At 52.2% G+C, this 26,150-nt stretch carries 25 protein-coding genes; 8 read left to right on the forward strand and 17 right to left on the reverse strand.

Annotated elements, in window-relative coordinates:
* Nucleotides 1-8: 8 nt before the first annotated feature.
* From recG to gmk, 5 genes are read right to left on the reverse strand one after another with little or no spacing between them, the layout of a single operon-like run.
* Nucleotides 9-2,090 (reverse strand): ATP-dependent DNA helicase RecG, encoded by a 2,082-nt coding sequence (gene recG, locus AWR26_RS00410; RefSeq protein WP_064562693.1) that lies wholly within the window; start codon nucleotides 2,088-2,090, stop codon nucleotides 9-11.
* Between the two features lie 3 nt (nucleotides 2,091-2,093).
* Complete coding sequence (gene trmH / locus AWR26_RS00415) at nucleotides 2,094-2,783, reverse strand: tRNA (guanosine(18)-2'-O)-methyltransferase TrmH (RefSeq protein WP_043956074.1); 690 nt, start codon at nucleotides 2,781-2,783, stop codon at nucleotides 2,094-2,096.
* A gap of 4 nt (nucleotides 2,784-2,787) precedes the next feature.
* Entirely contained in the window at nucleotides 2,788-4,908 is a 2,121-nt protein-coding gene (spoT, locus tag AWR26_RS00420; protein ID WP_007369480.1) for a bifunctional GTP diphosphokinase/guanosine-3',5'-bis pyrophosphate 3'-pyrophosphohydrolase, read from the reverse strand.
* A gap of 18 nt (nucleotides 4,909-4,926) precedes the next feature.
* A complete protein-coding gene (rpoZ, locus tag AWR26_RS00425) occupies nucleotides 4,927-5,202 on the reverse strand; it encodes a DNA-directed RNA polymerase subunit omega (RefSeq protein WP_007369481.1) in 276 nt (91 codons plus the stop codon).
* A gap of 54 nt (nucleotides 5,203-5,256) precedes the next feature.
* Entirely contained in the window at nucleotides 5,257-5,880 is a 624-nt protein-coding gene (gene gmk / locus AWR26_RS00430) for a guanylate kinase (protein ID WP_043956075.1), read from the reverse strand.
* A gap of 258 nt (nucleotides 5,881-6,138) precedes the next feature.
* Here gmk and ligB point away from each other — a divergent pair, with 258 nt between their 5' ends.
* On the forward strand, nucleotides 6,139-7,830 hold the full coding sequence (ligB, locus tag AWR26_RS00435; protein ID WP_244256222.1) for an NAD-dependent DNA ligase LigB: 1,692 nt from the start codon (nucleotides 6,139-6,141) through the stop codon (nucleotides 7,828-7,830).
* Between the two features lie 124 nt (nucleotides 7,831-7,954).
* Here the strand turns inward: ligB and AWR26_RS00440 are convergent, their stop codons facing one another.
* On the reverse strand, nucleotides 7,955-8,230 hold the full coding sequence (locus AWR26_RS00440; RefSeq protein WP_064562696.1) for a hypothetical protein: 276 nt from the start codon (nucleotides 8,228-8,230) through the stop codon (nucleotides 7,955-7,957).
* Between the two features lie 638 nt (nucleotides 8,231-8,868).
* Between AWR26_RS00440 and AWR26_RS00445 the strand changes: the two genes are divergently transcribed.
* On the forward strand, nucleotides 8,869-11,412 hold the full coding sequence (locus AWR26_RS00445; protein ID WP_064562699.1) for a two-partner secretion domain-containing protein: 2,544 nt from the start codon (nucleotides 8,869-8,871) through the stop codon (nucleotides 11,410-11,412).
* Between the two features lie 178 nt (nucleotides 11,413-11,590).
* Here AWR26_RS00445 and AWR26_RS00450 read toward each other — a convergent pair whose 3' ends face one another.
* The gene (locus tag AWR26_RS00450; RefSeq protein WP_064562702.1) at nucleotides 11,591-12,454 is read right to left on the reverse strand and encodes a YicC/YloC family endoribonuclease; all 864 of its coding nucleotides are present in this window, start codon (nucleotides 12,452-12,454) and stop codon (nucleotides 11,591-11,593) included.
* A 122-nt stretch (nucleotides 12,455-12,576) separates the two neighbouring features.
* Between AWR26_RS00450 and rph the strand changes: the two genes are divergently transcribed.
* Nucleotides 12,577-13,293, forward strand: coding sequence for a ribonuclease PH (gene rph, locus AWR26_RS00455; RefSeq protein WP_064562705.1), 717 nt, complete (start codon nucleotides 12,577-12,579; stop codon nucleotides 13,291-13,293).
* A gap of 150 nt (nucleotides 13,294-13,443) precedes the next feature.
* Nucleotides 13,444-14,085 carry an orotate phosphoribosyltransferase gene (gene pyrE / locus AWR26_RS00460; protein WP_064562708.1) on the forward strand — a complete coding sequence of 214 codons (642 nt, stop codon included), beginning with the start codon at nucleotides 13,444-13,446 and terminating at the stop codon, nucleotides 14,083-14,085.
* Between the two features lie 181 nt (nucleotides 14,086-14,266).
* Here the strand turns inward: pyrE and slmA are convergent, their stop codons facing one another.
* The 3 genes from slmA to coaBC all read right to left on the reverse strand — a co-directional run bounded on the left by slmA (nucleotide 14,267) and on the right by coaBC (nucleotide 16,638).
* Complete coding sequence (gene slmA / locus AWR26_RS00465; RefSeq protein ID WP_064562711.1) at nucleotides 14,267-14,863, reverse strand: nucleoid occlusion factor SlmA; 597 nt, start codon at nucleotides 14,861-14,863, stop codon at nucleotides 14,267-14,269.
* A 124-nt stretch (nucleotides 14,864-14,987) separates the two neighbouring features.
* Complete coding sequence (dut, locus tag AWR26_RS00470) at nucleotides 14,988-15,446, reverse strand: dUTP diphosphatase (protein ID WP_035886792.1); 459 nt, start codon at nucleotides 15,444-15,446, stop codon at nucleotides 14,988-14,990.
* A complete protein-coding gene (coaBC, locus tag AWR26_RS00475; protein ID WP_064562713.1) occupies nucleotides 15,424-16,638 on the reverse strand; it encodes a bifunctional phosphopantothenoylcysteine decarboxylase/phosphopantothenate--cysteine ligase CoaBC in 1,215 nt (404 codons plus the stop codon). Before coaBC ends, dut begins: the two co-directional genes overlap by 23 nt.
* A gap of 170 nt (nucleotides 16,639-16,808) precedes the next feature.
* Here coaBC and radC point away from each other — a divergent pair, with 170 nt between their 5' ends.
* The 4 genes from radC to mutM all read left to right on the forward strand — a co-directional run bounded on the left by radC (nucleotide 16,809) and on the right by mutM (nucleotide 19,125).
* Entirely contained in the window at nucleotides 16,809-17,477 is a 669-nt protein-coding gene (radC, locus tag AWR26_RS00480; protein WP_064562717.1) for a RadC family protein, read from the forward strand.
* 339 nt (nucleotides 17,478-17,816) lie between these two features.
* Nucleotides 17,817-18,053 carry a 50S ribosomal protein L28 gene (gene rpmB / locus AWR26_RS00485; RefSeq protein ID WP_002436699.1) on the forward strand — a complete coding sequence of 79 codons (237 nt, stop codon included), beginning with the start codon at nucleotides 17,817-17,819 and terminating at the stop codon, nucleotides 18,051-18,053.
* 20 nt (nucleotides 18,054-18,073) lie between these two features.
* Nucleotides 18,074-18,241, forward strand: coding sequence for a 50S ribosomal protein L33 (gene rpmG / locus AWR26_RS00490; RefSeq protein ID WP_003024094.1), 168 nt, complete (start codon nucleotides 18,074-18,076; stop codon nucleotides 18,239-18,241).
* A gap of 74 nt (nucleotides 18,242-18,315) precedes the next feature.
* Nucleotides 18,316-19,125 (forward strand): bifunctional DNA-formamidopyrimidine glycosylase/DNA-(apurinic or apyrimidinic site) lyase, encoded by an 810-nt coding sequence (gene mutM / locus AWR26_RS00495; protein ID WP_064562721.1) that lies wholly within the window; start codon nucleotides 18,316-18,318, stop codon nucleotides 19,123-19,125.
* Nucleotides 19,126-19,217: 92 nt separating this feature from the next.
* Here the strand turns inward: mutM and coaD are convergent, their stop codons facing one another.
* From coaD to rfaQ, 7 genes are all read right to left on the reverse strand, one after another.
* Entirely contained in the window at nucleotides 19,218-19,700 is a 483-nt protein-coding gene (coaD, locus tag AWR26_RS00500; protein WP_064562724.1) for a pantetheine-phosphate adenylyltransferase, read from the reverse strand.
* 3 nt (nucleotides 19,701-19,703) lie between these two features.
* Nucleotides 19,704-20,474, reverse strand: a complete 771-nt coding sequence (locus tag AWR26_RS00505; protein ID WP_064562726.1) for a glycosyltransferase family 2 protein — start codon at nucleotides 20,472-20,474, stop codon at nucleotides 19,704-19,706.
* Complete coding sequence (waaA, locus tag AWR26_RS00510) at nucleotides 20,474-21,748, reverse strand: lipid IV(A) 3-deoxy-D-manno-octulosonic acid transferase (protein WP_139227962.1); 1,275 nt, start codon at nucleotides 21,746-21,748, stop codon at nucleotides 20,474-20,476. The genes AWR26_RS00505 and waaA overlap by 1 nt, the downstream gene beginning before the upstream one ends.
* A 67-nt stretch (nucleotides 21,749-21,815) precedes the next feature.
* Nucleotides 21,816-22,805 (reverse strand): glycosyltransferase, encoded by a 990-nt coding sequence (locus AWR26_RS00515; RefSeq protein ID WP_064562732.1) that lies wholly within the window; start codon nucleotides 22,803-22,805, stop codon nucleotides 21,816-21,818.
* Between the two features lie 11 nt (nucleotides 22,806-22,816).
* The gene (locus AWR26_RS00520; RefSeq protein WP_064562735.1) at nucleotides 22,817-23,920 is read right to left on the reverse strand and encodes a glycosyltransferase; all 1,104 of its coding nucleotides are present in this window, start codon (nucleotides 23,918-23,920) and stop codon (nucleotides 22,817-22,819) included.
* Between the two features lies 1 nt (nucleotide 23,921).
* On the reverse strand, nucleotides 23,922-25,049 hold the full coding sequence (locus AWR26_RS00525; protein WP_064562738.1) for a glycosyltransferase family 4 protein: 1,128 nt from the start codon (nucleotides 25,047-25,049) through the stop codon (nucleotides 23,922-23,924).
* Complete coding sequence (rfaQ, locus tag AWR26_RS00530; protein WP_064562741.1) at nucleotides 25,046-26,113, reverse strand: putative lipopolysaccharide heptosyltransferase III; 1,068 nt, start codon at nucleotides 26,111-26,113, stop codon at nucleotides 25,046-25,048. Before rfaQ ends, AWR26_RS00525 begins: the two co-directional genes overlap by 4 nt.
* Between the last annotated feature and the right edge of the window lie 37 nt (nucleotides 26,114-26,150).

Below are 26,150 nucleotides of genomic sequence, written 5' to 3' on the forward strand. Positions count from 1 at the left end.
TCTGAAACTCAGGCGTTGGAGTAGCGTTCTGTTTCCGGCATCCAGCGTTCGATTAATGCCGCTGCAAGCTGCGGATAACGCTCGTGAATATGGCGGGCGACGCGCTGAACTTCCGGGATCATCGCCTGGTCGCGCAGCAGGTCGGCGACTTTGAATTCTGCATTGCCGGTCTGGCGGGTTCCCAGCAGTTCGCCGGGGCCGCGAATTTCCAGATCTTTTTGCGCAATGACAAAGCCGTCGTTGCTGTCGCGCAGCACCTGTAAGCGTTTTTGCGCTGTCTTTGAGAGCGGGGATTTGTAGAGCAAAACGCAGTGCGAGGCTACCGCGCCGCGCCCGACGCGCCCGCGTAGCTGGTGGAGTTGCGCAAGGCCAAGCCGCTCCGGGTTTTCGATAATCATCAGGCTGGAGTTTGGCACATCCACACCGACTTCAATTACCGTGGTCGCGACCAGCAGATGCAGCTCACCCTGTTTGAACGCCTGCATGACTGCCTGTTTTTCCGCTGGCTTCATGCGGCCATGCACCAGCCCGACATTCAGCTCTGGCAGCGCGAGCTTCAGCTCTTCCCAGGTGGCTTCTGCCGCCTGCGCTTCCAGAAGATCGGACTCTTCAATCAGCGTACATACCCAGTATGCCTGGCGGCCTTCGTCGATGCAGGCGTTGCGCACGCGATCGATAATCTCATTGCGGCGAGTATCCGGAATGGCGACGGTGGTTACCGGTGTGCGACCCGGTGGCAGTTCGTCGATAACCGACGTATCGAGATCGGCGTAGGCGGTCATCGCCAGCGTGCGCGGAATCGGGGTGGCCGTCATGATTAACTGGTGCGGATGGAATCCTTGCTGCTGGCCTTTCTCCCACAATGCCAGACGCTGGTGGACACCAAAGCGGTGTTGCTCATCGATAATCACCAGCGCGAGGCCGTTAAACTGCACCTGCTCCTGGAAAATAGCGTGCGTGCCGACCACCATCTGTACTTCGCCATTGGCAATGGCATCCTGCTGTGCCTGGCGCGCCTTCCCTTTTTGTTTTCCCGCCAGCCAGCCCACTTCGATACCGAGCGGCGCAAACCAGTTGCGGAAATTGTTGGCGTGCTGCTCAGCCAGCAGTTCGGTTGGTGCCATCATCGCCACCTGCTTACCGTTGGCGATCGCCCGTAACGCGGCCAGTGCGGCAACCAGCGTTTTACCGGAGCCGACATCGCCCTGAACCAGGCGCATCATCGGGATATCCAGCGCCATATCGCGCTCGATCTCCGCCACGACCCGCGCTTGCGCGCCGGTTGGTTTAAACGGTAGTGATGCCAGCAAGCCTTGCTTCAGTTCATCTTTAGCAATGAGCGGCTGAGCATGATAGCGCTGAGCCCCGGCGCGCAGCGCCAGCATACTCAGGTTATGCGCCAGTAATTCTTCAAGGATCAAACGACGCTGCGCCGGATGCGTACCCGCTTCAAGTTCGGCCAGTTGCAATGACGGCGGCGGGCGATGCAGCGTGTGCAGCGCTTCCGGCAGGCTCATCATGCCCTGTGCCAGCTCAGGCGGCAGCAGTTCGCTGATGGCGCAGGTCGCCAGCAGTTCCAGCGCCTGGTCGGTCAGTTTGCGCAATGTCGCCTGCTTAATCCCTTCGGTGGTGGGGTAAACCGGCGTAAGCGTTTCCTGTAATTCGGGAGTACTGAGATCGCCCTGCACGCGGTATTCCGGGTGAATCATCTCCGCACCATACTTTCCGCGCTTTGCTTCGCCATAGGCCAGCACGCGGCGGCCCGTGGCGAGGCTGTTTTTCATTGCCGCGTTGAAGTTGAAAAAGCGCATGGTGAGGATGCCGGAACCGTCGCTGATCTGGCAGGTCATCATTCGGCGACCACCGAAAGTGATATTACAGTTCAGCACTTCGCCTTCCACCGTGGCGTAGATGCCCGGCAGCAGGTCAGCAATGGGGTAAAGCTGGGTGCGATCTTCGTAACGCAGTGGCAGGTGAAGCAGCAGATCCTGCACGGTGTGCAGGCCGATTTTCGCCAGTTTGCTGCTCTGCGCCGCGCCGACGCCGGTCAGCGAACTTAAGGGCACCGCGTCGAGCAGCTTACCTTTCATCGGTTATCCTGCCGCCTGCATAGTGGCCCACCACGTCGGATCGGCTTCGATCTGGCCTTCCGAATTGACGTGCGGGTAAGGCAGCCCTTTGCGTTTCGCGACTTTCGCCAGCACCGGGTAACCCCCTTCGAACAGCAGGCGCTGCTGCTCTTCATCCGGCAGCATGCTGTTTTCGCGCTGGTACATACCGGCGTTTTGCCGCTGACGTTGCGCTTCATACAGAATTAATGCTGAGGCCACGGAAACGTTGAGCGACTGCACCATGCCGATCATCGGAATGATGATGTCCTGATCCGCCAGATCCAGTGCTTCCTGCGTGATCCCGGTTTTCTCCTGGCCCATCAGAATGCAGGTCGGGCGCGTGTAGTCGATCTCGCGAAAGTCGACCGCGTTGTCCGACAGATGTGTGGCGAGCACCTGCATGCCGCGCGCTTTCAGCACGCCGACAGCATCGCCAATGGTACGGTGTGTTTTCACTTCCACCCAGCTATTACTGCCTGCGGCGGAGGAGGCCATGGTGCGCATGCGGTTGCCCGGCCAGACAGCGTGGACCTCATGCACGCCGACGGCGTCTGCGGTGCGGATAATGGCAGAGACGTTATGGGGCTTGTGAACCTGCTCCATGCAAACTGTCAGATCGGGCTGACGTCTGGCGAGCATCTCGCGAATACGCGCATAACGTTGAGAATTCATACAATTAGTTTCTGTTACGGGTGACTTTAATCACATCCGGCATCACGCGGATTTTACGCATGATATTCGCCAGATGGACGCGATCGCGCGCCGTCAGTCGGATGAAAGCGCTGTACACGCGGCCATCTTTCTCTTCCGTATTCAGACTCTGAATATTGGATGAGGCCGTATTAATTGCCGCCGTGAGGTTCGCCAGCGCTCCCTGATGGTTGAACATATCCACCTTGATTTCGGTGATAAATTCCTGCGCGGTCTCTTTATCCCACTCTACAGCCATAAATTTCTCTGGCTCTTTCTGGTAGCCACGAATATTACGGCAGGACTCATGGTGGATAACCAGCCCTTTACCGGGGCTGACATGGGCGACAATCGGGTCGCCGGGGATCGGACGGCAGCATTTGGCAAAGGTGATCAGCACGCCATCTGCGCCTTTAATCGGCAAATGACCGTTGCCGCTGGAGCTGGACGGCGTTGGCGCGGCTTGCACCGCTTCCCCTTGCTGCAGGTTTTTCGCGACCACGACGCTCATGGCGTTGCCAAGGCCGATTTCAGCCAAAAGATCGTCGAGCGTCGCCAGCTTCATACGCTCAAGCTCGCGCTGAATATGCTCCTGCGGAATTTCGGCCAGCTTGCGGCTGCCGCCTAACGCATGATTCAGCAGGCGGCGACCGAGGCTTACCGAGTCGTCACGCTTGAGGTTTTTCAACATCTGACGGATTTTCGCGCGCGCTTTTGAGCTGACGACAAAGTTCAGCCATGCGGCATTCGGGCGGGCACCCGGCGCGGTAATAATCTCTACCGTCTGGCCGCTGGCGAGCGATTGCGACAGCGGATATGGCTGGCGATCAACGCGTGCGCCGACGCAGGCGTGGCCGATATCCGTGTGTACCGCGTAGGCAAAATCCACCGGCGTCGCGCCAGCGGGCAACTCGACAATGCGGCCTTCCGGGGTGAAAACATAAATCTCATCGGGGAAGAGATCAGATTTAACGCTCTCGATAAATTCAAATGAGCTACCGGCGCTCTGTTGCAGCTCCAGCAGGCTTTGCATCCAGCGCTGGGCGCGGATTTGCGCGGTGGTGCTGCTCTCGCCGTGCTCTTTATAGGCCCAGTGCGCAGCAACCCCCATTTCCGCCATTTGATCCATATCTTCAGTACGGATCTGCACCTCGACCGGTACGCCATGCGGACCAATCATCGAGGTATGCAGGGATTGATAGCCGTTCGCCTTCGGAATGGCGATGTAGTCTTTCACGCGACCGGGACGCGGTTTGTACAGGCTGTGCATCTGCCCCAGGACGCGGTAGCAGGTATCCAGGTCATGAACGATAACGCGGAAAGCGTAAATATCCATGATCGAGTGAAAGCGTTGCTCTTTCAGCACCATCTTGCAATAGATGGAATAGAGGTGCTTTTCACGTCCGCTAACGCGGCAGGGAATGCCCGCTTCCTGTAAACGCCCTTCGATTTCCGAGAGGATTTTTTGGATCATCTCTTTGCGGTTGCCGCGCGCGGCTTTCACCACTTCTTTAATCACGCGATAGCGGTTCGGGTACAACGCCTCGAAACCCAGCTCTTCCAGCTCGGTTTTGATGTGGTGAATACCTAAACGGTGCGCCAGCGGACTATAGATTTCGAGGGTTTCACGGGCGATGCGGCGACGCTTGTCCGGGCGAAGCGAGCCCAGCGTGCGCATGTTATGGGTGCGGTCGGCCAGTTTGATCAGGATGACGCGGATATCCTGCACCATCGCCATGATCATCTTGCGAAAGTTTTCGGCCTGCGCTTCTTTTTTATCCTGAAACTTGAGCTTATCAAGTTTGGATACCCCTTCCACCAGCTCGGCAACGCTTTTGCCGAACAGTTGTTCCATATCCTGGTAAGTGGCTGGGGTATCTTCAATCACGTCATGCAGCAGCGCGGCCATCAGCGTTTCGTAGTCGAGTTTCATCTCGGCCAGAATACAGGCCACCGCTACCGGGTGTGTGATATAGGGTTCACCGCTTGAACGTGTCTGGCCCTCGTGAGCGTCACGTGCAACGAGATACGCCTGCCTGAGACGTTTAATTTGATCTTCAGGCAGATAGTTTTGAATCAGTTGATTCAGGCTTTCAAACAGATACAAGGGTGACCTGCAGGTTAATTAACGACGACCTTCAGCAATGGCGGTAACGGCCTGCAGTTCTGCGGCTTCCTGCTCTTGCTGTTCCTGGCGCTCACGCACGTCAAGGATCTGGTTGTTGATCAGACCTTCTTCGATTTCGCGCAGCGCGATAACGGTGGTTTTATCGTTTTCTTCCGGTACTAACGGATCTTTACCGCCAACCTGCATCTGACGAGCGCGACGCGCGGCGACCAGCACCAGGTCAAAACGGTTACCTACTTTCTCTACAGCGTCCTGAACAGTTACGCGTGCCATACTTAAAATGCTCCACAGGTGAAGAAATGACTGGGCATGATACTGAAACCAGGCTCAGTCTGCCAATAGTTTGCTGATTAAAGCGTCATGTCGCTGCTTCTGGCGGCTCATACGCAGGCGTTCAGCGCGAATAATGGTTTTCAGATCGCCCAGAGCGGTATCGAAATCATCATTCACAATCAGGTAATCATATTCTGCGTAATGGCTCATTTCCGCAACGGCCTGCGCCATCCGCTTTGCAATTACCTCTTCGCTGTCCTGGCCGCGTCCACGCAGACGGCGATCCAGCTCCAACTTCGACGGCGGCAGAATAAAGATGCTGCGCGCCTGCGGCATGCGGGTGCGAATTTGCTGCGCGCCCTGCCAGTCGATATCAAGGAACACATCCACGCCGGTCGCCAGCACTTGCTCGATGGCTGCGCGGGAGGTGCCGTAAAAGTTGCCAAATACTTCGGCATGCTCAAGAAACGCGTCATCATCAATCATGGCTTTAAATTCGTCATGATTAACAAAGAAATAGTGTTCGCCGTGCACTTCACCCGGGCGCGGTGCGCGCGTAGTGTGCGAAACAGAAACCTGAGTGTCGTATAACGGTTGGGTTTTCAGCAAAGCCTGGATGAGGCTTGATTTACCCGCGCCGCTGGGGGCGGAAACAATATATAGCGTGCCTTGAGCCATGAGAGTCTTTTGTATGTGAATTGCGAAAGGAAACTTACATACGTGCCTATTATACACATCAGCGCTACGTGACGTAGCATTTGTCACACTTTTTCCCTCTCAGTATGGCATTTTGCGGCCCGCTTTCCTGTTTTGTTTGCAAATTTTCACCGCCGTAGCGAATCTCCGGAACCTGCCTCGCAACAGCTCTGTTTATTGATCGAAAGCCATTCCCTCCTGGCGTTATAACGATTGCGCTATCAAAAGGGAGAAATATCTATGTGGAGAAGAGCCGGAGCTGCAGTTTGTCTGTTGCTATGGAGCGTATTCAGCTTTGCAACTTGCCCTGTCTGGTCGCCTTCGCGGGCGCAGGAAGAAGTAAGCCGTTTGCAGCAGCAGCTCGCGCAGTGGAATGAGGCGTACTGGAAATCGGGAGCAAGCGACGTCAGCGATGATGTTTACGATAGACTAAACGCCCGGCTTGCCTATTGGCAGCGCTGCTTTTCGCTCGAAATATCCTACAACTCATCAATACCGCCTGGCGGTAATACCGTTCATCCTGTTGCGCATACCGGTGTGCGCAAACTGGCGAATAAGCAGTTGCTGCAACAGTGGATGGCCGGGAAAAAAGATCTCTGGGTACAGCCAAAAGTGGATGGCGTAGCGCTCACGCTGGTCTACCGTCAGGGCAAGCTGGTGCAGGCTATCAGCCGTGGAAATGGGCTGGCGGGCGAGGACTGGACGGCAAAAGTCCTCGCGATCCCGGCCATTCCCAACAATGTTAGTGGCGAGCTGGCAAACAGCGTTTTGCAGGGTGAACTCTTTCTGCGCCGTGAAAACCATATCCAGAAGCAGTCGGGTGGCTTAAATGCCCGAGCCAGGGTTGCAGGTGCGATGATGCGACGCGACGCACCAGAGCCGCTTCGTGAACTGGATTTCTTTGTATGGGCATGGCCGGATGGCCCAACAACGCTGGCACAACGGCTGGTTGCGCTGAGCAAGAGCGGATTTAGTGAGGTGCTCGATTACAGCGTGCCGGTCAATACTGTGCAGGACGTAGAGCGTTTACGTGTCCGCTGGTTTACCTCCCCCTTGCCCTTCGTGACAGACGGTATCATCGTTCGCTCGGGGTCTGAACCTCAGGGCAAGGCGTGGTTGCCTGGGCACGGTGATTGGGTCGTGGCATGGAAATATGATCCGATAGAGGAAGTCGCCAGCGTAAAAGATATTCAGTTTACCGTTGGGCGTACCGGGAAAATTGCCGTCGTTGCACAGCTTGAAGCTGTACAACTGGATGATAAACGCGTTCAGAGGGTAAATCTTGGTTCTGTCCGGCGCTGGCAGGAACTGGACATCGCACCGGGCGATCAGGTTTCCGTGAGCCTTGCCGGGCAAGGGATTCCCCGTCTTAACCGCGTGGTCTGGCGCAGCCTTATTCGCGAAAAACCCGTTCCACCGGCTCCGCTTTTTTCATCGCTTAGCTGCTTTTATGCCACGGCAGAGTGCAATGAACAGTTTATTGCCCGGCTGGTATGGCTAAGTTCTGCAAAGGCGCTGGGGATCGAAGGGCTGGGAGAAAGCGGTTGGCGGATGTTGCATAAAGCACATCATTTCGAACATCTCTTTTCCTGGCTGGCATTAACAAAGGAGCAGTTGCAGGCGACGCCAGGCATTTCTCCTGTCCGCGGGCTAAAGCTTTGGCATCGTTTTAACGTAGTACGTCAATATCCTTTTATCCGTTGGATTAACGCGTTAGGAATTCCTTTGCCTCAGGCTGCATTAAATGCACAGGGCATCAGCCGCTGGCAAGAACTTATCGGCAAGACAGAACAAGAATGGCTTGCGTTGCCTGGCGTGGGGGCAGAGCGTTTTCGACAAATACAGCGCTGGTTGAGTCTGCCGGAAGTGACATTTCTGGCGGACTGGTTGGCAAAACAGAAAGTACAAGGATTTACTGTCGGCGGTGAGTAGCCATTCGATATTTTTAGAGATAAATCAATTGAACAGCATCACATTAAATTTGGACAACAATGCGGTTTTTTAATAAAAAGAGCCAGCGGTAATACACTGGCTCTTCCTGTTAATTACAGTTTTTTTATTTAAAAAGGTTACCAATGGCTGTAATTACTGCACTTACCAGACCGTTATAACCATTGGCAATGTTTGCTTTAGCATCAGTAAAATTCAGCGAACATAATTGACCGATACCTGTACCAATCTGGCTGGTATAGCTGCCGAAGTTAGTAGACAGACCAATTTTTGATGTGAGGAAGTCGAAAATATTTCCTGCCTGAAAACCTAAAAAACCTCCAACGGAGGCCAGGCTGGCACCGGATACTGCTGCAATTTCTTGAGTATTTAATTCACGCATTTCTTTTTCCCATAAATAAATGTATTGGTGACGTTTTAATTTTATTTTTCTCCGGAAGGACAAGTCAATATTTATTCTTTTGATTTGTATTTATCGAACATTTTCTATTTTTAATGGTGTGGTTTATTTCTTGATATTAATAATTTAATTGTTTTTATTTTTTATGACAATATGTCTTATGCAGAGCGCGAGAAAAATATGATTTTTAGTTCTCGGGATAAAACAGGCTTGCCAGAACTGTGACAATACAATTAGTATCGCCTTTGGTAAATAAAGGAAGGCTGGCTATAGAAATTTTTATTTTATAGTAATGGTTTATCGGAATTTTAATGCGATTTGAGCATGGCCTATTGTCACTTTATTTGTGGGTGGAGTTGTGGGTCGATGTTTATCGATAAATGAAGGAATAACAAGTGACAGGACGTTAAGATGTTTACTGTGTTGTGTTATTAAATTCATTTTATTGGTGCGGTTGTTAAATGAATAGCAACAGCATTTATAATCATGGCTTTAATTATTTTCCCCGGACAAATACTGACTTATTTATCTGGGTGTCAGTTTTTCTTTAATTACTGATTGACGACAACTTTCATATATAGACATGCACAAATAACTAAAGATCATATTCAGAGGTTACAATGAAACAAAAACGTTATTTAGTTAAAGTAACACCTATTGCTACTGCGGTTATCTTGTCATTACCGTTGGCCGTACATGCGGACATGATTAACAGCAATCGCGCAGCAGCGGCCAGAGCTGTTAATAATGTGCCGGTTATAGATATCAATAAAGCGAATGAAAATGGGCTTTCGCATAATATTTATGACAAATTTAATGTGGGAAAGGAAGGTGTAATATTTAATAACAGCACCAATGGTACCAATACTATTCTCGGTGGAGCGATAAGCGGTAACAGCAACCTTACTTCCGGTAGCGCTAAAATTATTCTTAATGAAGTACGTTCAGGTCGTACAAACCTGGCTGGCATGCTGGAAGTCGCAGGTGATGAAGCGCATCTGATCATTGCAAACCCATCGGGCATAACCTGTTCAAGCTGCGGTTTTATTAATACGAATAAAGTAACGTTAACCTCCGGGACGCCTGATGTACAGAATGGTGTACTGAAAGGATACGCCGTTAATGGCGGTGATATTAGCATTGAGGCTCAGTTGCTTAATGAGTCCCCAACGGAACTTATTACTCGCTCTGTAACGGTCAATGGTTATGTCGGCGTAGCTAAAGATCTGACACTCGTTCTGGGTAATAATTATGTCAATACGAACAATCAAATCACGGGCAGCGTGAGAGCTGAAGGTTTCCGTAAAAGCAATAGCCTCGACGTTGCTAAGTTGGGCGGAATGTATGCGGACAAAATTACGCTTATCAGCACAGAACAAGGCGCTGGCGTCAATAATAGCGGTGTGATCGCCGCAGGTAAGGGTGGCTTTACTCTTGATGCCCGTGGTCAGTTACAAAATAAAAATGCGGCTATTAAATCAAACGCCACTGTTCTGCTGAAGCTGGCCGGTGTTCTTAATAACTCTGGCGGCAGTATTGTCAGTGACGAATCAGTCTATATTGATACCGCAAAAAATACGCTGGACAACTCTGGCCTCGGTAATATCCAGGCAGGTAAAGACATTGCAATCAGTAGCGGCTATCTGAACAACATGAATGGCAAAATGGCTTCGGCTGGGTTGCTGGCGATCAACACCAATGGTAATACACTGCGTAACTCCGGAACGGAAAAAACATACGGTCTGACCGGTGGGATCGTTGCCCTCGAAACAGGGTTCTTTGACAATAGCGATGGACAGATTAACGGCGGCTATATTGGCATTAACTCTCTGAATACAGCAAACAGAAATGGTACTATGGATGCGATTCAGAATATCGAGTTAGTTAATAATAGTTATAATACTATCGACAATACCGGTGGTCGTATCCGTACTGTAAATGGTCATATCAAAATTGATGCTAAAAACAGTACGCTGATTAACAATAATACAAAGACCGCCGATGTTGTCAGCAGTGATTCTCGCGGGATTATTGCCGGCGATGGCGGCATTATGATTTCATCGTATTCGCTGGAAAATAATGGTCAGATTTCGGCGAATGGTAATATCGATATCAAGAGCAGCTACAATATCGATAACCACTACGGGAAAATCTCTTCAGAGAAGAAAGTTAACATTGAGACAAAAAACCTGGTTAACTATGCAAGCAGCATTGGTGCTATTGGCGATGTGAGTCTTTCGGTATCCGACAAGCTTGAAAACTATGTTGGTGCGCTCCGCTCTGATGAAGGAATACTGAACATAAATGGCGGGTTAATTGATAACTACGGCGGTCTGTTGCTCGGTAAAGATATTAATATCACTGCTACAGGTGATGTGAATAGTAACGCAGCCCTGGTTGTTGCTGTTAATGATATCAACATTACCACTAAAGGTAACCTCTTCAATAATAATGGTAATATCTACGGTGATCCCTATGGCTTCTATTTTGGCATGGCTGACCAAAGAGGCGGGCTTATCGGTAAACGTTCAGTTAATCTGACTGCTAAAAATATTTATAGTGAAGATAGCCGCATTATTGCTCAGGCAGGTACTTTAGATATCAATACCACAGGCCTGTTTTATAATGCAAATAGCCAGACATTAGGAGGCGCGGCAGCAAATATTAAAGCTAACGCTATAAATAATGACTATGCCATTATCAAGTCTTATGGTGATGTTAATATCACCGCCGCGTCACTGGATAACGATAGCTCCGGTAGCGCCAAAAATGGCAATCTGACGGGTGTTATCACTGCGGATAAAGATTTGGTCGTGACAATGAGCAATTCTTTTGAGAACAAAGGATACCTTGTTGGTAAAAATAAGGTTTCGTTTACCACGACAAAGGGTTCATTAACTAACAGAAATACTATTTCTTCTGATAATGAAATGAACTTTAACTTAGCAAACAATCTGAATAACTATGGTGATATTTTTGCCGGGAAAGTTATTAATATCAATGCAGGTGGCGGTGTTTATAACTACAGCAACCTTTTCAGCAACGGTGTAGTCAATATCACAGCACAGTCGATTAATAACCTGCTCGGGGTTATTGGCGGTGTTCAGGGATTAAACTCCAGTGTTCCTGTGAGCAACATTTTGGGTACGGTTGTCGGTAAGTAATTCTGATATCCATGTTCAACATAAAAGCAGCAGCAATGCTGCTTTTATGGAACAGTACCGGACGATTATCATCCGTAGTGAATTCGTGGATGATGTGCTCTCTATCCGGTATAAAACTCAGCAAAAAAGCCATTTTTAAATGGCTTTTTTTAATGATAACGCTACAGAGCGAAAAAGATTACTCGATATTTTGAATCTGCTCGCGCATCTGCTCAATCAACACTTTCAGTTCAATAGCTGAATTGGTGACTTCAGCATTAATCGACTTGGATGCCAGCGTGTTCGACTCGCGATTAAATTCCTGCATCATAAAGTCGAGGCGACGACCCACGGCTTCTTTTTTCTTCAGAATGTTGTAGGTTTCTTTTACGTGCGCTTCGAGCCGATCCAGTTCTTCGGCCACATCAATACGCTGCGCCATCAGCACCAGTTCCTGCTCAAGGCGATTATTCTCCAGTTGTACCTGCGCCTCTTCGAGCCTGGCAACCAGCCGTTCGCGCTGCCATTGCAGAATTTCCGGCATATGCGTACGCACTTTGGCAACTTCGGTACTCACACCTTCCAGACGCTGCTCGATGAGCGCTTTCAGCGCCTGGCCTTCGGTTTCACGGGCGACGATAAAGTCATCCAGCGCGCCGTCCAGCGCAGCGAGAATTTGTGTCGCAATGGCATCTAAATCCTGTTCTTGTGCGGCCATTACGCCAGGCCAGCGCAGGATATCCACCGGATTAATTTCCCCTTCGTCACTCTGCAATTTGATCCAGTTAGCGGCAGATACCAGCTGTTTAGCCAGTTTTTCGTTGAGGATCAGTTCCCCTTGTGCGCTGGAATCGGGTTCAAAACGCAGGTTGCACTCCACTTTGCCGCGGGTCAGACGGGTACGAAGACGTTCACGGACAACCGGTTCAAGGCTGCGGAATTGCTCCGGCAGGCGGAAGTAAGTTTCCAGATAACGCTGGTTTACCGAGCGCAGTTCCCAGGAGGCTGAGCCCCATTCACCCTTGATTTCACGCCGGGCGTAGGCGGTCATACTGCGGATCATAGACGTTCCCGTTATTAAAGAGATATGCGGGGATTATAGCTTTCGTGGCCTTATCAGGATAGGAATAACCACGGTAAGCCAGTATAATGCGCAGCCACATTCGAATAGCCGGAGAAATCATCATGCGTCCAGCAGGTCGTAGCGCCACTCAGGTACGTCCCGTCACCCTGACCCGTAACTATACAAAACACGCTGAAGGCTCCGTGCTGGTTGAATTTGGTGATACCAAAGTGCTGTGCACCGCCTCTATTGAAGAGGGTGTGCCGCGTTTCCTGAAAGGTCAGGGACAGGGCTGGATCACCGCGGAATATGGCATGCTGCCGCGTTCCACCCATACCCGCAACGTGCGTGAAGCCGCGAAAGGCAAACAGGGCGGTCGCACCATGGAAATCCAGCGTCTGATTGCGCGTGCGCTGCGTGCAGCAGTTGACCTGAACGCATTAGGTGAATTCACCATTACGCTCGACTGCGATGTGCTCCAGGCCGATGGCGGCACCCGTACCGCTTCTATCACCGGTGCTTGTGTGGCGCTGGCGGATGCACTGAACAAACTGGTTGCGGCCGGGAAACTGAAAACCAATCCGATGAAAGGCATGGTTGCCGCCGTATCCGTGGGTATCGTTAACGGCGAGGCCGTGTGCGATCTGGAGTATGTGGAAGACTCCGCCGCCGGGACCGATATGAACGTGGTGATGACCGAAGATGGGCGCATGATTGAAGTTCAGGGCACGGCGGAAGGCGAGCCGTTCTCCCATGAAGAGTTATTGGCCCTGCTGGCGCTGGCCAGAGGGGGAATCGAATCGATTATCGCGACGCAGAAAGCGGCGCTGGCGAATTAATTATCAAGGGCGACTGAGAGTCGCCCTTTTTTTTGCGCGTCATAATTCACGCAGCCTTTTTGTCAGCGGCAGGCTCTGGTTGCCTGCACATTGCTGCGCGAACTATTTTGCGTAATCTGTAAATTGAAAAGTGAGATGAGGAGCGAATCCATGAAAGCGTATCAGCGTCAGTTTATTGAATTTGCGCTTAATAAGCAGGTACTGAAGTTTGGCGAATTCACGCTGAAATCCGGGCGTAAAAGCCCCTATTTCTTCAACGCCGGGCTGTTTAATACCGGGCGCGATCTGGCTCTGTTAGGCCGTTTTTATGCCGAAGCGTTGGTGGATTCCGGGATTGATTTCGACCTGCTGTTTGGCCCGGCTTATAAAGGTATTCCGATTGCGACTACCACCGCGGTGGCGCTGGCGGAACATCATGAGCGCGATGTGCCGTACTGCTTTAACCGTAAAGAGGCGAAAGATCACGGTGAAGGCGGTAATCTGGTTGGCAGCGCATTGCAGGGGCGTGTGATGCTGGTGGATGACGTTATCACTGCGGGCACCGCTATCCGCGAGTCGATGGAAGTTATTCAGGCCAATGGCGCGACGCTGGCTGGCGTGCTGATTTCGCTGGATCGCCAGGAACGCGGCCGCGCTGATATTTCCGCGATTCAGGAAGTGGAGCGTGATTACGGCTGCAAAGTCATTTCAATCATTACGCTGAAAGATTTGATTGCGTATCTGGAAGAGAAGCCGGAGATGGCCGATCACCTGGCTGCGGTTCGCGCGTATCGCGAACAGTACGGCGTATAACCGTAGCGCCCGGCAGGAGGTGCCTGCCGGGCGTGTGCCATAACAGTTTTGTGCCCTGCGCGTTCACATAGAGTAAATAAACTGAAGTGCTTGAGGCCATCAACAGTCAACGAATTGCGTTGCTTTTTTCACAGATTGCCGGAAAGTGAGAATGCAGCCACAAAGGCTGCATAAAGAAAGGTTATTGCAGTTGCGCGGCGAGCAGCGGCCAGCGAGCGTCAAAGTCGTCGGTTGGGCTGTATTTAAATTCACTGCGCACATAGCGCGAGAGCATCCCTTCACAAAACGCCAGCAGCTGGCCTGCCAGCAGCGTTTCGTCAGTGGCATAGGCTTCGCCTTCACGCATTTTGCGCTCGCGCAGAACCTGGCGCAGTTGCGCTTCAATACGTTCGAATAGCTGGTTAATGCGCCCTTGCAAGCGATCCTGCTCAAACATCAGCGCATGGCCAGTCATAATGCGCGTTAAGCCAGGATTACGTTCACCGAAGCCGAGGATTAGCTGCACAATCAGGCGCAGGCGCGTAGTTGTGTCTTTCTCATCCTTTAAAATCAGGTTAATGCGGCTGATAAGGCTATCCTCGATAAACTCAATCAGGCTATCGAACATGCGCGTTTTACTGGGGAAATGACGGTACAGCGCGGCTTCGGATACGCCAACGGAAGCGGCCAGTTTCGCGGTAGTAATACGCTGGCTTCCATCGCTGGATTCCAGCATCAGCGCCAGAGACTGAAGTATTTCCTCGCGGCGATTCCTTTTCGCAGTTTGTTTTTCTGCCATGTTCTAAAATACCCCTGAAAATAAACACTTGTCAGGCGAGCGACCACACGGCGACCGCAAACAATGTGCGTTTGCGGTGATGTTATCGCGTTATTTCGCCGTGTGATGCGTTAAATAGAGCGGTTTACTGACGCCCGGAATGGCCAAAGCCGCCTTCGCCGCGTTCAGTCGCGTCGAACTCTTCCACCAGATTAAATTCTGCCTGTACAACGGGTACAAACACCATTTGCGCGATGCGCTCGCCCGGAACGATAGTGAAGCTGTCCTGGCCGCGGTTCCAGACGGAAACCATCAGTTGCCCCTGGTAATCCGAGTCAATCAGACCAACCAGATTACCCAGCACCACGCCATGCTTATGGCCCAGCCCCGAACGCGGCAGAATAACCGCAGCGAGCGACGGATCGGCAATATGGATTGCCAGACCGGTTGGCAGCAACGTTGTTGCGCCAGGCGCCAGCTCTACGGCGTCGTCGAGACAGGCGCGCAGGTCAAGTCCGGCGGAACCGGAGGTGGCATAAGTCGGTAGCGGAAATTGCTTGCCGACACGCGGGTCCAGAATCTTAACGTCGATTTTTTTCATCATAACGGGTAACGATCTCGTCCAGTAATTGGTGGCCCAGAAGTTCTTTGCGTTCCAGCGGCAGGCGTTTGTCGCCTTCCTGCCAGAAAAGATGTAAGGCGTTGTTGTCGCTATTAAAGCCTTGATCTGATTGAGAAACATCATTAGCGCAAATCAGGTCAAGGTTTTTGCGGGCGCGTTTCTGCCGGGCATATTCTTCCACATTATTTGTTTCGGCGGCAAACCCCACAACAAAGGGACGATGTTCAGAAAGTGCGGCAACACCAGCGACGATATCCGGGTTTTTTACCATTTTTATCGTGATTTCATCGCCTTGTTTTTTAATTTTCTCTTCCGCCACGCTGGCAGCGCGGTAATCCGCGACGGCGGCGCAGCCGATAAAAATGTGCTGTTGCTGAGCGCTACGCTGCACGGCCGCTTCCATCTCCAGCGCGGTGGTGACATCTACGCGTTGCACCAGCGCAGGTGTTGGCAGCGTGACCGGGCCTGCAACCAGCGTAACGTTCGCTCCGCGGCTGGCGGCAGCGGCGGCAATAGCGAAGCCCATCTTACCGGAGCTGAGATTAGTAATGTAACGCACCGGATCCAACGGCTCACGGGTTGGGCCGGCGGTAATCATGATGTTCAGATGTTGCAGATCTTTGACAGGCGAAAAATACGCGGCTGCCATATCAACGATCGTCAGCGGATCCAGCATGCGGCCAGGGCCAACATCGCCACAGGCCTGACTGCCGCTGTCCGGCCCCCACAGCAGCAGACCGCGTGAGGCCAGTACCTGCAAATTATGCTGGGTTGCTGCGGCGCGATACATTTGCTGGTTCATCGCCGGTACTACCGCGACAGGCGAAGGGGTAGCGAGGCAAATCGTGGAAACCAGGTCGTTGGCCATTCCGGCAGCGACGCGGGCAATCAAATCGGCGGTGGCGGGCGCCAGGATCACCAGATCGGCCCATTTACCGAGCTCGATATGACCCATTGCCGCTTCGGCAGCGGGATCGAGCAGGCTATCGGAAACCGGATACCCGGAAACGGCTTGCAGGCTCAGCGGGGTAATGAAAGCTTTAGCACCTTCGGTCATTACCACGCGAACTTCCGCGCCGCGATCGCGCAAACGGCGCACCAGCTCAGGCGCTTTGTAAGCCGCAATACCGCCGCTTACGCCGAGGACAATTTTTTTACCCGCCAGACTGATCATGATTCTTTCCTGTTGGATTTCACCAGAAGCTGGGCATTTTATCACAATCCTGATGTTGTCGTGCTTTTGCCCGCAGAGCACTTTGCGAGGCGCTACGCAGGCTTTGAAATTGGCTGTCGAAGGAGGGAGCGTGAAATGGCAACATAAATGTGGGATCGGGAGGAGGGAATATGGACATTGTTTTGACACCCCAGAAGCCGCGCGAAAAGATGCTGCAGTACGGCATTGAGGCACTATCGGATGTGGAGTTATTAGCGCTTTTTCTGCGCACCGGAACGCGAGGAAAGTGTGTATTAACCGTTGCCCGCGAGCTGCTGAAGCAATTTGGTTCGCTTTATACATTACTCTCTTCTGAGCTGGAAGATTTTCAGGATGTACACGGAATCGGCGTGGCGAAATATGCGCAGTTAAGAGGCATCGGCGAGCTGGCGCGTCGTTACTATAATGCGCGCCTGCTGGAAGAGAGCTCGCTGCTGAGTCCTGATATGACGCGTGAATTCCTGCAGAGTCAGTTAGCGGGAGAAGAGCGCGAGATCTTTATGGTGATCCTGATGGATAACCAGAACCGGATACTGAAGCACTGCCGATTGTTTAGTGGCACCATTAACCATGTCGAAGTGCATCCGCGGGAAATTCTGCGTGAAGCGTTAAAAGTGAATGCAGCCGCCGTGATCCTCGCGCATAATCACCCTTCAGGTAACGCTGAGCCAAGCAAGGCGGATAAGCAAATCACTGAGCGAGTGATAAAATGCTGCCAGTTCATGGGCATCCGTGTGCTTGATCACCTGATCGTTGGTCGCGGAGAGTGCGTTTCGTTTGCAGAACGCGGCTGGATTTAAGTCATTTTAGACGATCCATCGGGATCTTTGTCTGTTCGGGACTTGAGCACACCGCCGACTCAGCGTATACTACGCCACCTTTGAGAATCTCGGGTTTGGCATTTGGGCCTGGCAATCGAGAGTTCACTTAGACGCTAAATCATTCAAGTTGCATCAAGGCGGCAAGAGAGTGAATCCCTGCGAGCGTACAGAAGTACGTGACCTGGATAAGCGAGTGCAGCCAATGCAGAAGCAGCCTGAAGGATGACGTGTAGAACTGCGATGACCGGGCTGTAAAGCCTGACGAGGCGCCGATACCCCATACGAAGCTCGAGCTAATTTGATTTTTGGAGAATAGACATGTCCCGAGTCTGCCAAGTTACTGGCAAGCGTCCGGTGACCGGTAACAACCGTTCCCACGCACTGAACGCGACTAAACGCCGTTTCCTGCCGAACCTGCACTCTCACCGTTTCTGGGTTGAGAGCGAGAAGCGTTTTGTCACCCTGCGCGTATCTGCTAAAGGTATGCGTGTAATTGATAAGAAAGGCATCGATACAGTTCTGTCTGAACTGCGTGCCCGTGGCGAAAAGTACTAAGTACTTAGAGGATATAAATCATGGCTAAAGGTATTCGTGAGAAAATCAAGCTGGTTTCTTCCGCTGGTACTGGTCACTTCTACACCACCACGAAGAACAAACGTACTAAGCCGGAAAAACTGGAACTGAAAAAATTCGATCCAGTTGTCCGTCAGCACGTGCTGTACAAAGAAGCTAAAATCAAATAATTTTAGTTTTCTTGCACAAAAACCCCGCACTGTCGGGGTTTTTGCATTTCTGATAACCCGCAAGCGGAGATGAGATGCCTGAATTACCCGAAGTAGAAACCAGCCGCCGGGGTATCGAACCGCACCTGGTTGGCGAAACCATTCTTCATGCGGTGGTACGCAACGGGCGATTACGCTGGCCGGTTTCCGATGAGATCCACGCCCTGAGCGATAAACCGGTGCTGAGCGTTCAGCGTCGCGCGAAATATCTGCTGCTGGAGCTGCCGGATGGCTGGATCATCATCCACCTGGGTATGTCCGGCAGCTTACGCATTCTTCCCCATGAGCTTCCGGCTGAAAAGCATGACCATGTTGATCTGGTGATGAGCAACGGCAAAGTGCTGCGTTACACCGATCCTCGCCGCTTTGGCGCATGGCTGTGGACCAAAGAGCTGGAAGGCCACAATGTGCTGGCACATCTTGGCCCTGAACCGTTAAGCGAAGCTTTTAATGCCGATTATTTGCAGCAGAAGTGCGCGAAGAAAAAAACGGCCATCAAACCCTGGCTGATGGATAATAAGCTGGTGGTCGGCGTCGGAAACATCTACGCCAGCGAATCGCTGTTCGCTGCCGGGATCCATCCGGATCGCCTGGCCTCTTCGCTGTCGCGTCAGGAGTGTGAAATGCTGGTGCGGGTGATCAAAGCCGTACTGTTGCGATCCATTGAGCAGGGCGGAACTACGCTGAAAGATTTTCTGCAAAGCGACGGGAAACCAGGCTATTTTGCGCAGGAGTTACAGGTGTACGGGCGGGAAGGGGAACCTTGTCGCGTCTGCGGTACGCCGATTATGGCCGCTAAGCACGCACAGCGCTCAACGTTTTACTGTCGCCGCTGCCAGAAATAAGCGCGTTTTTTGCCGGATGCTTTGTGCTTTACTAAATGGCAGCTCTGTTTTTCAGGCACACCGGTGTTGCAAGCCTGATAAGCGAAGCGCCATCAGGCACTAAGCTTTTCCAGCAACGCCTGGTGCACGTTCGGCGGCAGGAAGTGCGCGACATCGCCCTGGTGGCGCGCCACTTCTTTCACCAGCGATGAAGAGATAAACGACCACTCTTTCGACGGCATCAGAAACACGCTTTCCAGTTCCGGCATCAGATGGCGGTTCATATGCGCCAGCTGCATTTCGTACTCGAAATCTGCAACGGCACGCAGACCGCGGATCAGAATATTTGCCTGCTGTGCGCGGGCAAAGTTCGCCATCAAATCACTGAATCCCACCACGGTAACGTTCGGCAAATGCGCCGTCGCTGATTGTGCCAGCGCTACGCGTTCTTCAAGGTTGAACATCGGCTTCTTACTTGGGCTGGCGGCAATGGCCAGTACAACTTCAGTAAACATGTTTGCAGCGCGGGTCACGATATCAATGTGGCCATTGGTGATCGGATCGAAAGTACCTGGATAAATCGCTTTTGTACTCATCGCTTATCCTTTCTCGGAATAACCGTGGTTCAGCGCCCACAGCTCGGTATATTTATTAAACGTATACTGCGCGTTAACCACCGCCAGCAGCCAGCCCTGTTTGCCATCGAGCACGCCGCCGCGCAGCAGCAATGTTTTTGCGAATGCGCCCAAAGTATGAGCGAAAATCCCCGGCAGCGAGGTTTTTTTCCCGCGCTGATGGCGTTCCTGCGCCCACGCCGTGGCGTAATTGAGCTGCTTGCGCTGGAAGCTGGCGAAATCACGACAGGTCAGATGCAGTAAATCACCGCTCAGGGCGATGGTCTGCGCCTGCGGTGCATCGAGTGACTCATGAACGCGGTTATCGTTGTACTGGTAACGTTCGCGTTCGTACAGGCGCGTGACGCGATCCGGATACCAGCCGCTGTGGCGCATAAAACGCCCGAGAAAGTAATTGCGACGGGCAATACTGTAAACCGCGCCGGGCTGCGGCGCAGCCAGCGTCTGACGCAGTTGTTCTGCCAGCTCAGGGGTTACGCGCTCGTCGGTATCAATCATCAGAATATAGTCGCCGCTGGCATAACGCTGGGCAATTTGACGCTGAATGCCATAGCCCTGCCAGTCGGTATGGCTGAAGACTTTAGCCCCGGCGCGGCTGGCAATGCCGGAAGTGTCGTCGCTGCTGCCGGAATCGAGCAGCACGATTTCATCTGCCCAGGCCACTGACGCAAGGCAATCGGGCAGCAGATCCGCCGCATCTTTGGCGATCATCACCACCGACAAACGTCTGGACATTAATGGCTCCGCTGAGGCAAATACGGTTGCAGGAGTTGCAGCAGACGCGCCAGCGCGCCCTGGTTCTGGTGCAGAACCTCAACGGCATGGCGACCGTACCATAAGCGGTAGTCTTCATCCGTCAGCAGTGTGGAAACTTCTTTCACCAGCGAATCGGCATCGGTCACAGTGATCAACCCTTCCGCTTCCTGCAAACGCGCGCAAATATCTTTGAAGTTAAAGGTATATGGCCCCATCAGCACCGGAATGGCATGGGCTGCGGGTTCCAGAGGATTATGACCGCCGCGCTCAACCAGGCTGCCGCCGACGAAAGCAATATCGGCAATACCATACAGCAGCATCAGTTCGCCCATGGTATCGCCAATGACCACCTGGGTGCTGCCGGACGGGATCTCGCCCGAGCTGCGCAGGATATAGCTGAATCCGGCTTTTTGCGTCATGTTGCGCGCATCCGGAAAACGCTCAGGGTGGCGAGGAACCAGGATCAACAGCAAATCGGGGAAGGTTTCCAGCAGCTTGCGGTGCGCCTGTAAAATGATGGTTTCTTCACCGTCGTGCGTACTGGTGGCAATCCATACTTTACGGCGCGGCGCCCACTGGCGGCGCAGAGTCACGGCGCGCGCGGCAAGTTCCGGCGTCACAGAAATATCAAACTTCAGGCTACCGGTGACGGTCAGCTGATTGCGTTTCAGGCCCAGTTGCAGGAAACGGTCGCCATCTTCCTGATTTTGCGCGGCAATTAAGGTGATTTTGCTGAGCAGACGACGCATTGCTTTACCCAACCGGGCATAGCCTTTCGCCGAGCGCTCGGAAAGGCGCGCGTTAGCAATTACCAACGGAATTTGCCGGGCATGAAGGGCAGAAATCATATTCGGCCATAGCTCAGTTTCCATTACGATCACCAGCTTCGGGCGCACGGTATTCAGGAAACGGTTCATGGCACACGGTAGATCGTAGGGCAAATAAACGTGATGAACGTCTTTACCAAACGCGGACATCACGCGTTCCGAGCCGGTTGGTGTCATGGTGGTGACGGTGATCGGTAATGCAGGGTAGCGATGACGCAGCGCGCGCACCAGCGGGATGGCCGCCAGCGTTTCGCCTACCGAGACGGAATGCAGCAAAATACCGTCCGGCTTCACTTTGTTACGACAAAATCCATAGCGTTCAGCCCAGCGCTTACGGTAAGCAGGGGCTTTGCGGCTGCGAAGTAATAATCGCAACCACACCAGAGGCTGTATTAAGTAAAGCAGGGTGGTATACAACAATTCCAAGCGACTATCCGTTTTTTTAAGATTCGGCGGGCAAATTCTAAGCATTTAGGGCAGCTAAAGCTATACCTTATGCCAGATACCTTTTGAGACGGAAGTAGCGGCGACCAAGGCGCCAGCGCAAACGCGGACTTTTTGCGCTTTTCCAGATGAGCTTCCAGATGCCTTTCTCGAAAAACTCGCGAATGATCATCGCCTTCTTGCTTTCATCCTTCATGTTATCAAAGGTATGGATAATGCCGAGCCCTTCTTTGGCTATCTGCCAGTAACATGCCGGTATATTTTTCACTTTATCCGCATAGCGCTGGTTAATGGCGTCCAGCATTTGCAGGATTTTCATGTAGTGGCGCGCCGAGCGAATCAGCGTGTCGTCAGTGTCCGGCATGTGCGAAACAGACGCTGAGTGGATGTAGTAATCGTAAAATTGCTCACTGGTGTATTGCACGCGCTCGGCAGCGAGCAGGACTTCTGTTGTCCAGGGAATATCCTGATGGCGAAGGCCCGGTTCGAAATGAAAATTATGCTGACGAATGAAATCGTGGCGATAGATATTCAGCCAGGTGACATGCAGGAATTTACGTGAATCCAGAGCCTGCTTAAGCCAGGCCGGGCCGGTCATTACACCCGTTGACTGTAATTTTTCAGGCGGAAAAATCGGACGGGTGGGTTTTTTATCATTTTCCCAGACATAGTTACCGTTACAGGTCGCAACATCCAGATTCCCCGTGTTGGCCATATCAAGCAGGCGCTGATACATACCGGGTTTGAAAACGTCATCAATATCCGGGAAAGAGAGGTATTTTCCCTTTGCGCAGGCCAGCCCGGAATTGCGGGCAACCGATACGCCCTGGTTTTCTTGCTCAATAATCTGTAATTGCGGTAGTCGATCGCGCCATTGCTCCACGATCCGCATCGATCCATCCGTAGAACCATCATTAACGATGATCACTTCCATGCTGTCGATTTTTTGCGCGACGAGGCAAGTGAAAAACTGGTCGAGGAATGCTTCGCCGTTATAGACGGCAACCACCACGCTTAACATTGGCGCTGAAATTTGCATAAGAAACCTGATTACTTATTATTTTCCGCCAGAGCAAGATACTGCTGGCAAATCGCGTTGATACCGTAAGATGAAATTTTCTCGCCATCTATTCCATGGGAAGTATTGGCATACATATCGGATAACGTTTTTGCCAGCGACTCGTCGCTCAGGCCGCTAAGGCCGCGAGCAAGTGGCCCGGTCAAAATCTCCGCAGGCCCACCAGGGCAGTTAGTGCTGACCGGTGGTGTCTGGCAGATAATCGCCTCGACCAGAACATTACCAAAACCTTCGCAGTCTGAGCTTAACACTAAGAGGCGGGCGCCTTTGATCCAGGGATAGGGGTTAGGTACAAATGAACGAAACACCACTCTGTCAGCAATTCCAAGACTGCTTGCAAGCGCCTTTAACTGGGCGATTTTTGCTTCTGAGCCGTTACCCATCATCACTAAAGGCGCCTCGATTTTGCTAAGCGCATAAGCGCGCAGCAAGCGGTCGTGCCTTTTGTGTTCGTGGAAACGCCCAACGTGAATCAGGTAATCCTGCCCCTGCATTTCAAACGGCTGTCCGGCCAGTTGCTGGATAGCTTCAATATCGAAGGGGTTATGGATAACCGCGCTGCGACGCAGAGGGATTGCCAGCGTGTCGGAAAGATCGTGCAGCACGGCTGACGAGACGGCCACCACATTGCGGTTTTCGTAGATGTGCCGAATCTTCAGATGTTTAAACCAGCGGGAAAACCCACGGCGGTGGTAAAGGTAGGAAAATGAGAACATGCCGTGAATACAAAACCAGACTTTGTCGCGATCAAGCGCGCGGCTGTGGGCGACAATACGGTCAGTTTTATGTAGATGGGAAAAAATAATATCAAACTTTCCGCTACGTTCTGCCGTAGTAATCGCTTCATCTAACAGCTTTGCCCGACGCGGGATCTCTGTAAGCTTGCGCCAGGGTTTTTTGCATTTATCCTGAATTACCTGGAAATCCACACCTTCGGGAATGGGGTAATCGCACACTTTACGCAGTGAGAAAAGCGAGACCTGGTGTCCCATTTCCACTAAGCCGCTGGAGAGCGTGAGGACGGTTTTTTCTGCGCCTCCACCGGGTAAGCCATCAATAATCATCAGGATGCGCATATTAATCCAGAATATTTTGATAAAGCGAAATTAGCTGGCTTGACAGCTTTCCTGGGGTTGAGTCCTTAACCTTATCGCGGGCTTTCCTGCCCATGTCATTACTCTTTTCCAGTGATGGAATGGCCATCACAGCCTCTCTTAACCTGCCGATATCAAGGGCATCACAGAAGAAACCATTCCTTCCTTGTTCTATAAATTCCGCTCCACCGCAGCTATTCGAAGTGATGACGGGTAAACCGCATGCCATCGCTTCCAGAATGACGTTTGGGAAAGGATCATACAACGTTGGTAGCAACAGGCCATCGGAAAGTTGATAAAAAGGCAACGTCTCTTTTTGCATACCCATAAACCGGATCTGTTCTTTACAGCCCAGTGACTGGGCAAGCGCCTGATAACGCTTTTCTGCTTTATCCTGGCCTATGACAATCAGATAAGCCGTAGTCCCTGCTACCGCCTCAATCGCCGCCGCGAGGCCTTTTCGTTCAAAACCTGAGCCAACAAAGCAAAAAACAGTTGCCGCAGCAGGAAGCCCATACTGCTGGCGCAACGCTGCACGCTGTGCGCTCTCCGCCGGAATGAAACGGCTGGAATCTATTGAATTATAAATGACGTGAATATTTTTTGCGTCAACGGAAAAGTCTTCGATGATTTCCCGCTTAATCATCTCCGCATTGCAGATGACGGCTTTCAGCTCTGGCGATTGATACATTTCGCGTTCGGCGTGCATGACATAGCGGTGATAGCGGTCATGCATCAGCATTTTGGCACGCCAACCGGGAAGAATACGCGAACGCTGCTGGAGCCAACGTTGGTGCACGCCGTCGCCGGCGCGATAGATATCGCATCCCGCAATACGCTCGTGACTCTGAACGATATCAAATTGCTGCTCCTGCCATAGCGCGCGCGCAGCGTTAGCAAAGCCCCGTTCCCGGCTAATACGCCCCCATTTGGCAGGATTGCAAATATGGATGTGCCAGTCGTCCTGGCGCTCCCCTTGCCATTCGCGGGTGATGACGTTTAATTCCAGATCCTGATCACCCAGCGCCATGAGCGCACGGGAAACAAAGCGCTCCGCTCCGCCATCAGGACGATATTTTTGACGAACAATAGCCAGACGATGACGTTTCATGCCAGACACCTCTTCGCTGCATCGACAACCGCATCAACGGGGATGGCATCGAGATAACGTTCACTGGTTTTGGTATCAACGGCGTCAGGGTCGGGAAGCGGTCCAAAATTACCCGCCCAGATCACTTCGCCATTGACCTGCCAGGGCGACCAGAACGTGAGTTTTGACGGGCCGAAAAGCGCAACGCAGGGTGTTTGCAATGCTGCGGCCATATGCATGGGCACAGAATCAACGCCGATAAACAGGTCGGCATGATCGATAAGCGACGCAAGCTGGCGCAGCGAGAGCTGGCCTGCCAGCGAGATAACGCCGGTCTGCGGCGATGCGCTAAGGATCCTATCGACCATCGACAGCTCTTTTTTATCCGGTCCGGCCGTCAACACAATGGTATGGCCTTCCTGCCGCAGCGCCGTGATAGTTTGCGCCATTTTGTTTTCATCCCAGCACTTGAAGAACCAGCGTGATGTCGGCTGAATGACGATATAGCGATCGCTGATGCCCTGTGCTGCCAGCTGTTGCCGGGCGACATTCCAGTCATCCGCGCTGTAACTCATCGTCACTGTGGAAACGGGAGGAACCGATAAGGGAGAAAGAATAGATAAATTCTGCTCGACGGTATGCAGCGCATTATGGTTTGCAACGGAAACCAGTTCGGTATGACAAAAGCGCCAAAAGGCGTTTTTACGCTTATTGAAGCCGAAGCCGAGACGAACCGGTGCGCCGGTAAAGCGAGTAACGATAGCGCTGCGCCATTGATCGGCAAGGTTTATCACCAGATGATATTGGCGGGCCCTGAGGGCGCACAGCAACTGCCACTCTTTTTGCAAATGTTTGAGCGTACCAAGTTGCTTCCATTTGCGATCGATACCATAAATCGTATTAATCGCCGGGTGCGCTGCCAGCATATCGCGTGTTTCTTCGTACAGCAGGACATCAATTTGCGCGCCCGGCAAGCGCTGGCGAAGCGAGTTTATCACCGGTGTCGTCAGCAGCATGTCGCCATGATGACGAAGCTTAATCAATAAAATGCGTAAATCAGGCGTATTCAGTATGTTATTCATCATCGTCTTATCGGCAACAACCTGCCTGCAATTCTAATAG

Origin of the sequence: Kosakonia oryzae, from assembly GCF_001658025.2 — a bacterium.
In the GTDB taxonomy this organism is placed as follows: domain Bacteria; phylum Pseudomonadota; class Gammaproteobacteria; order Enterobacterales; family Enterobacteriaceae; genus Kosakonia; species Kosakonia oryzae.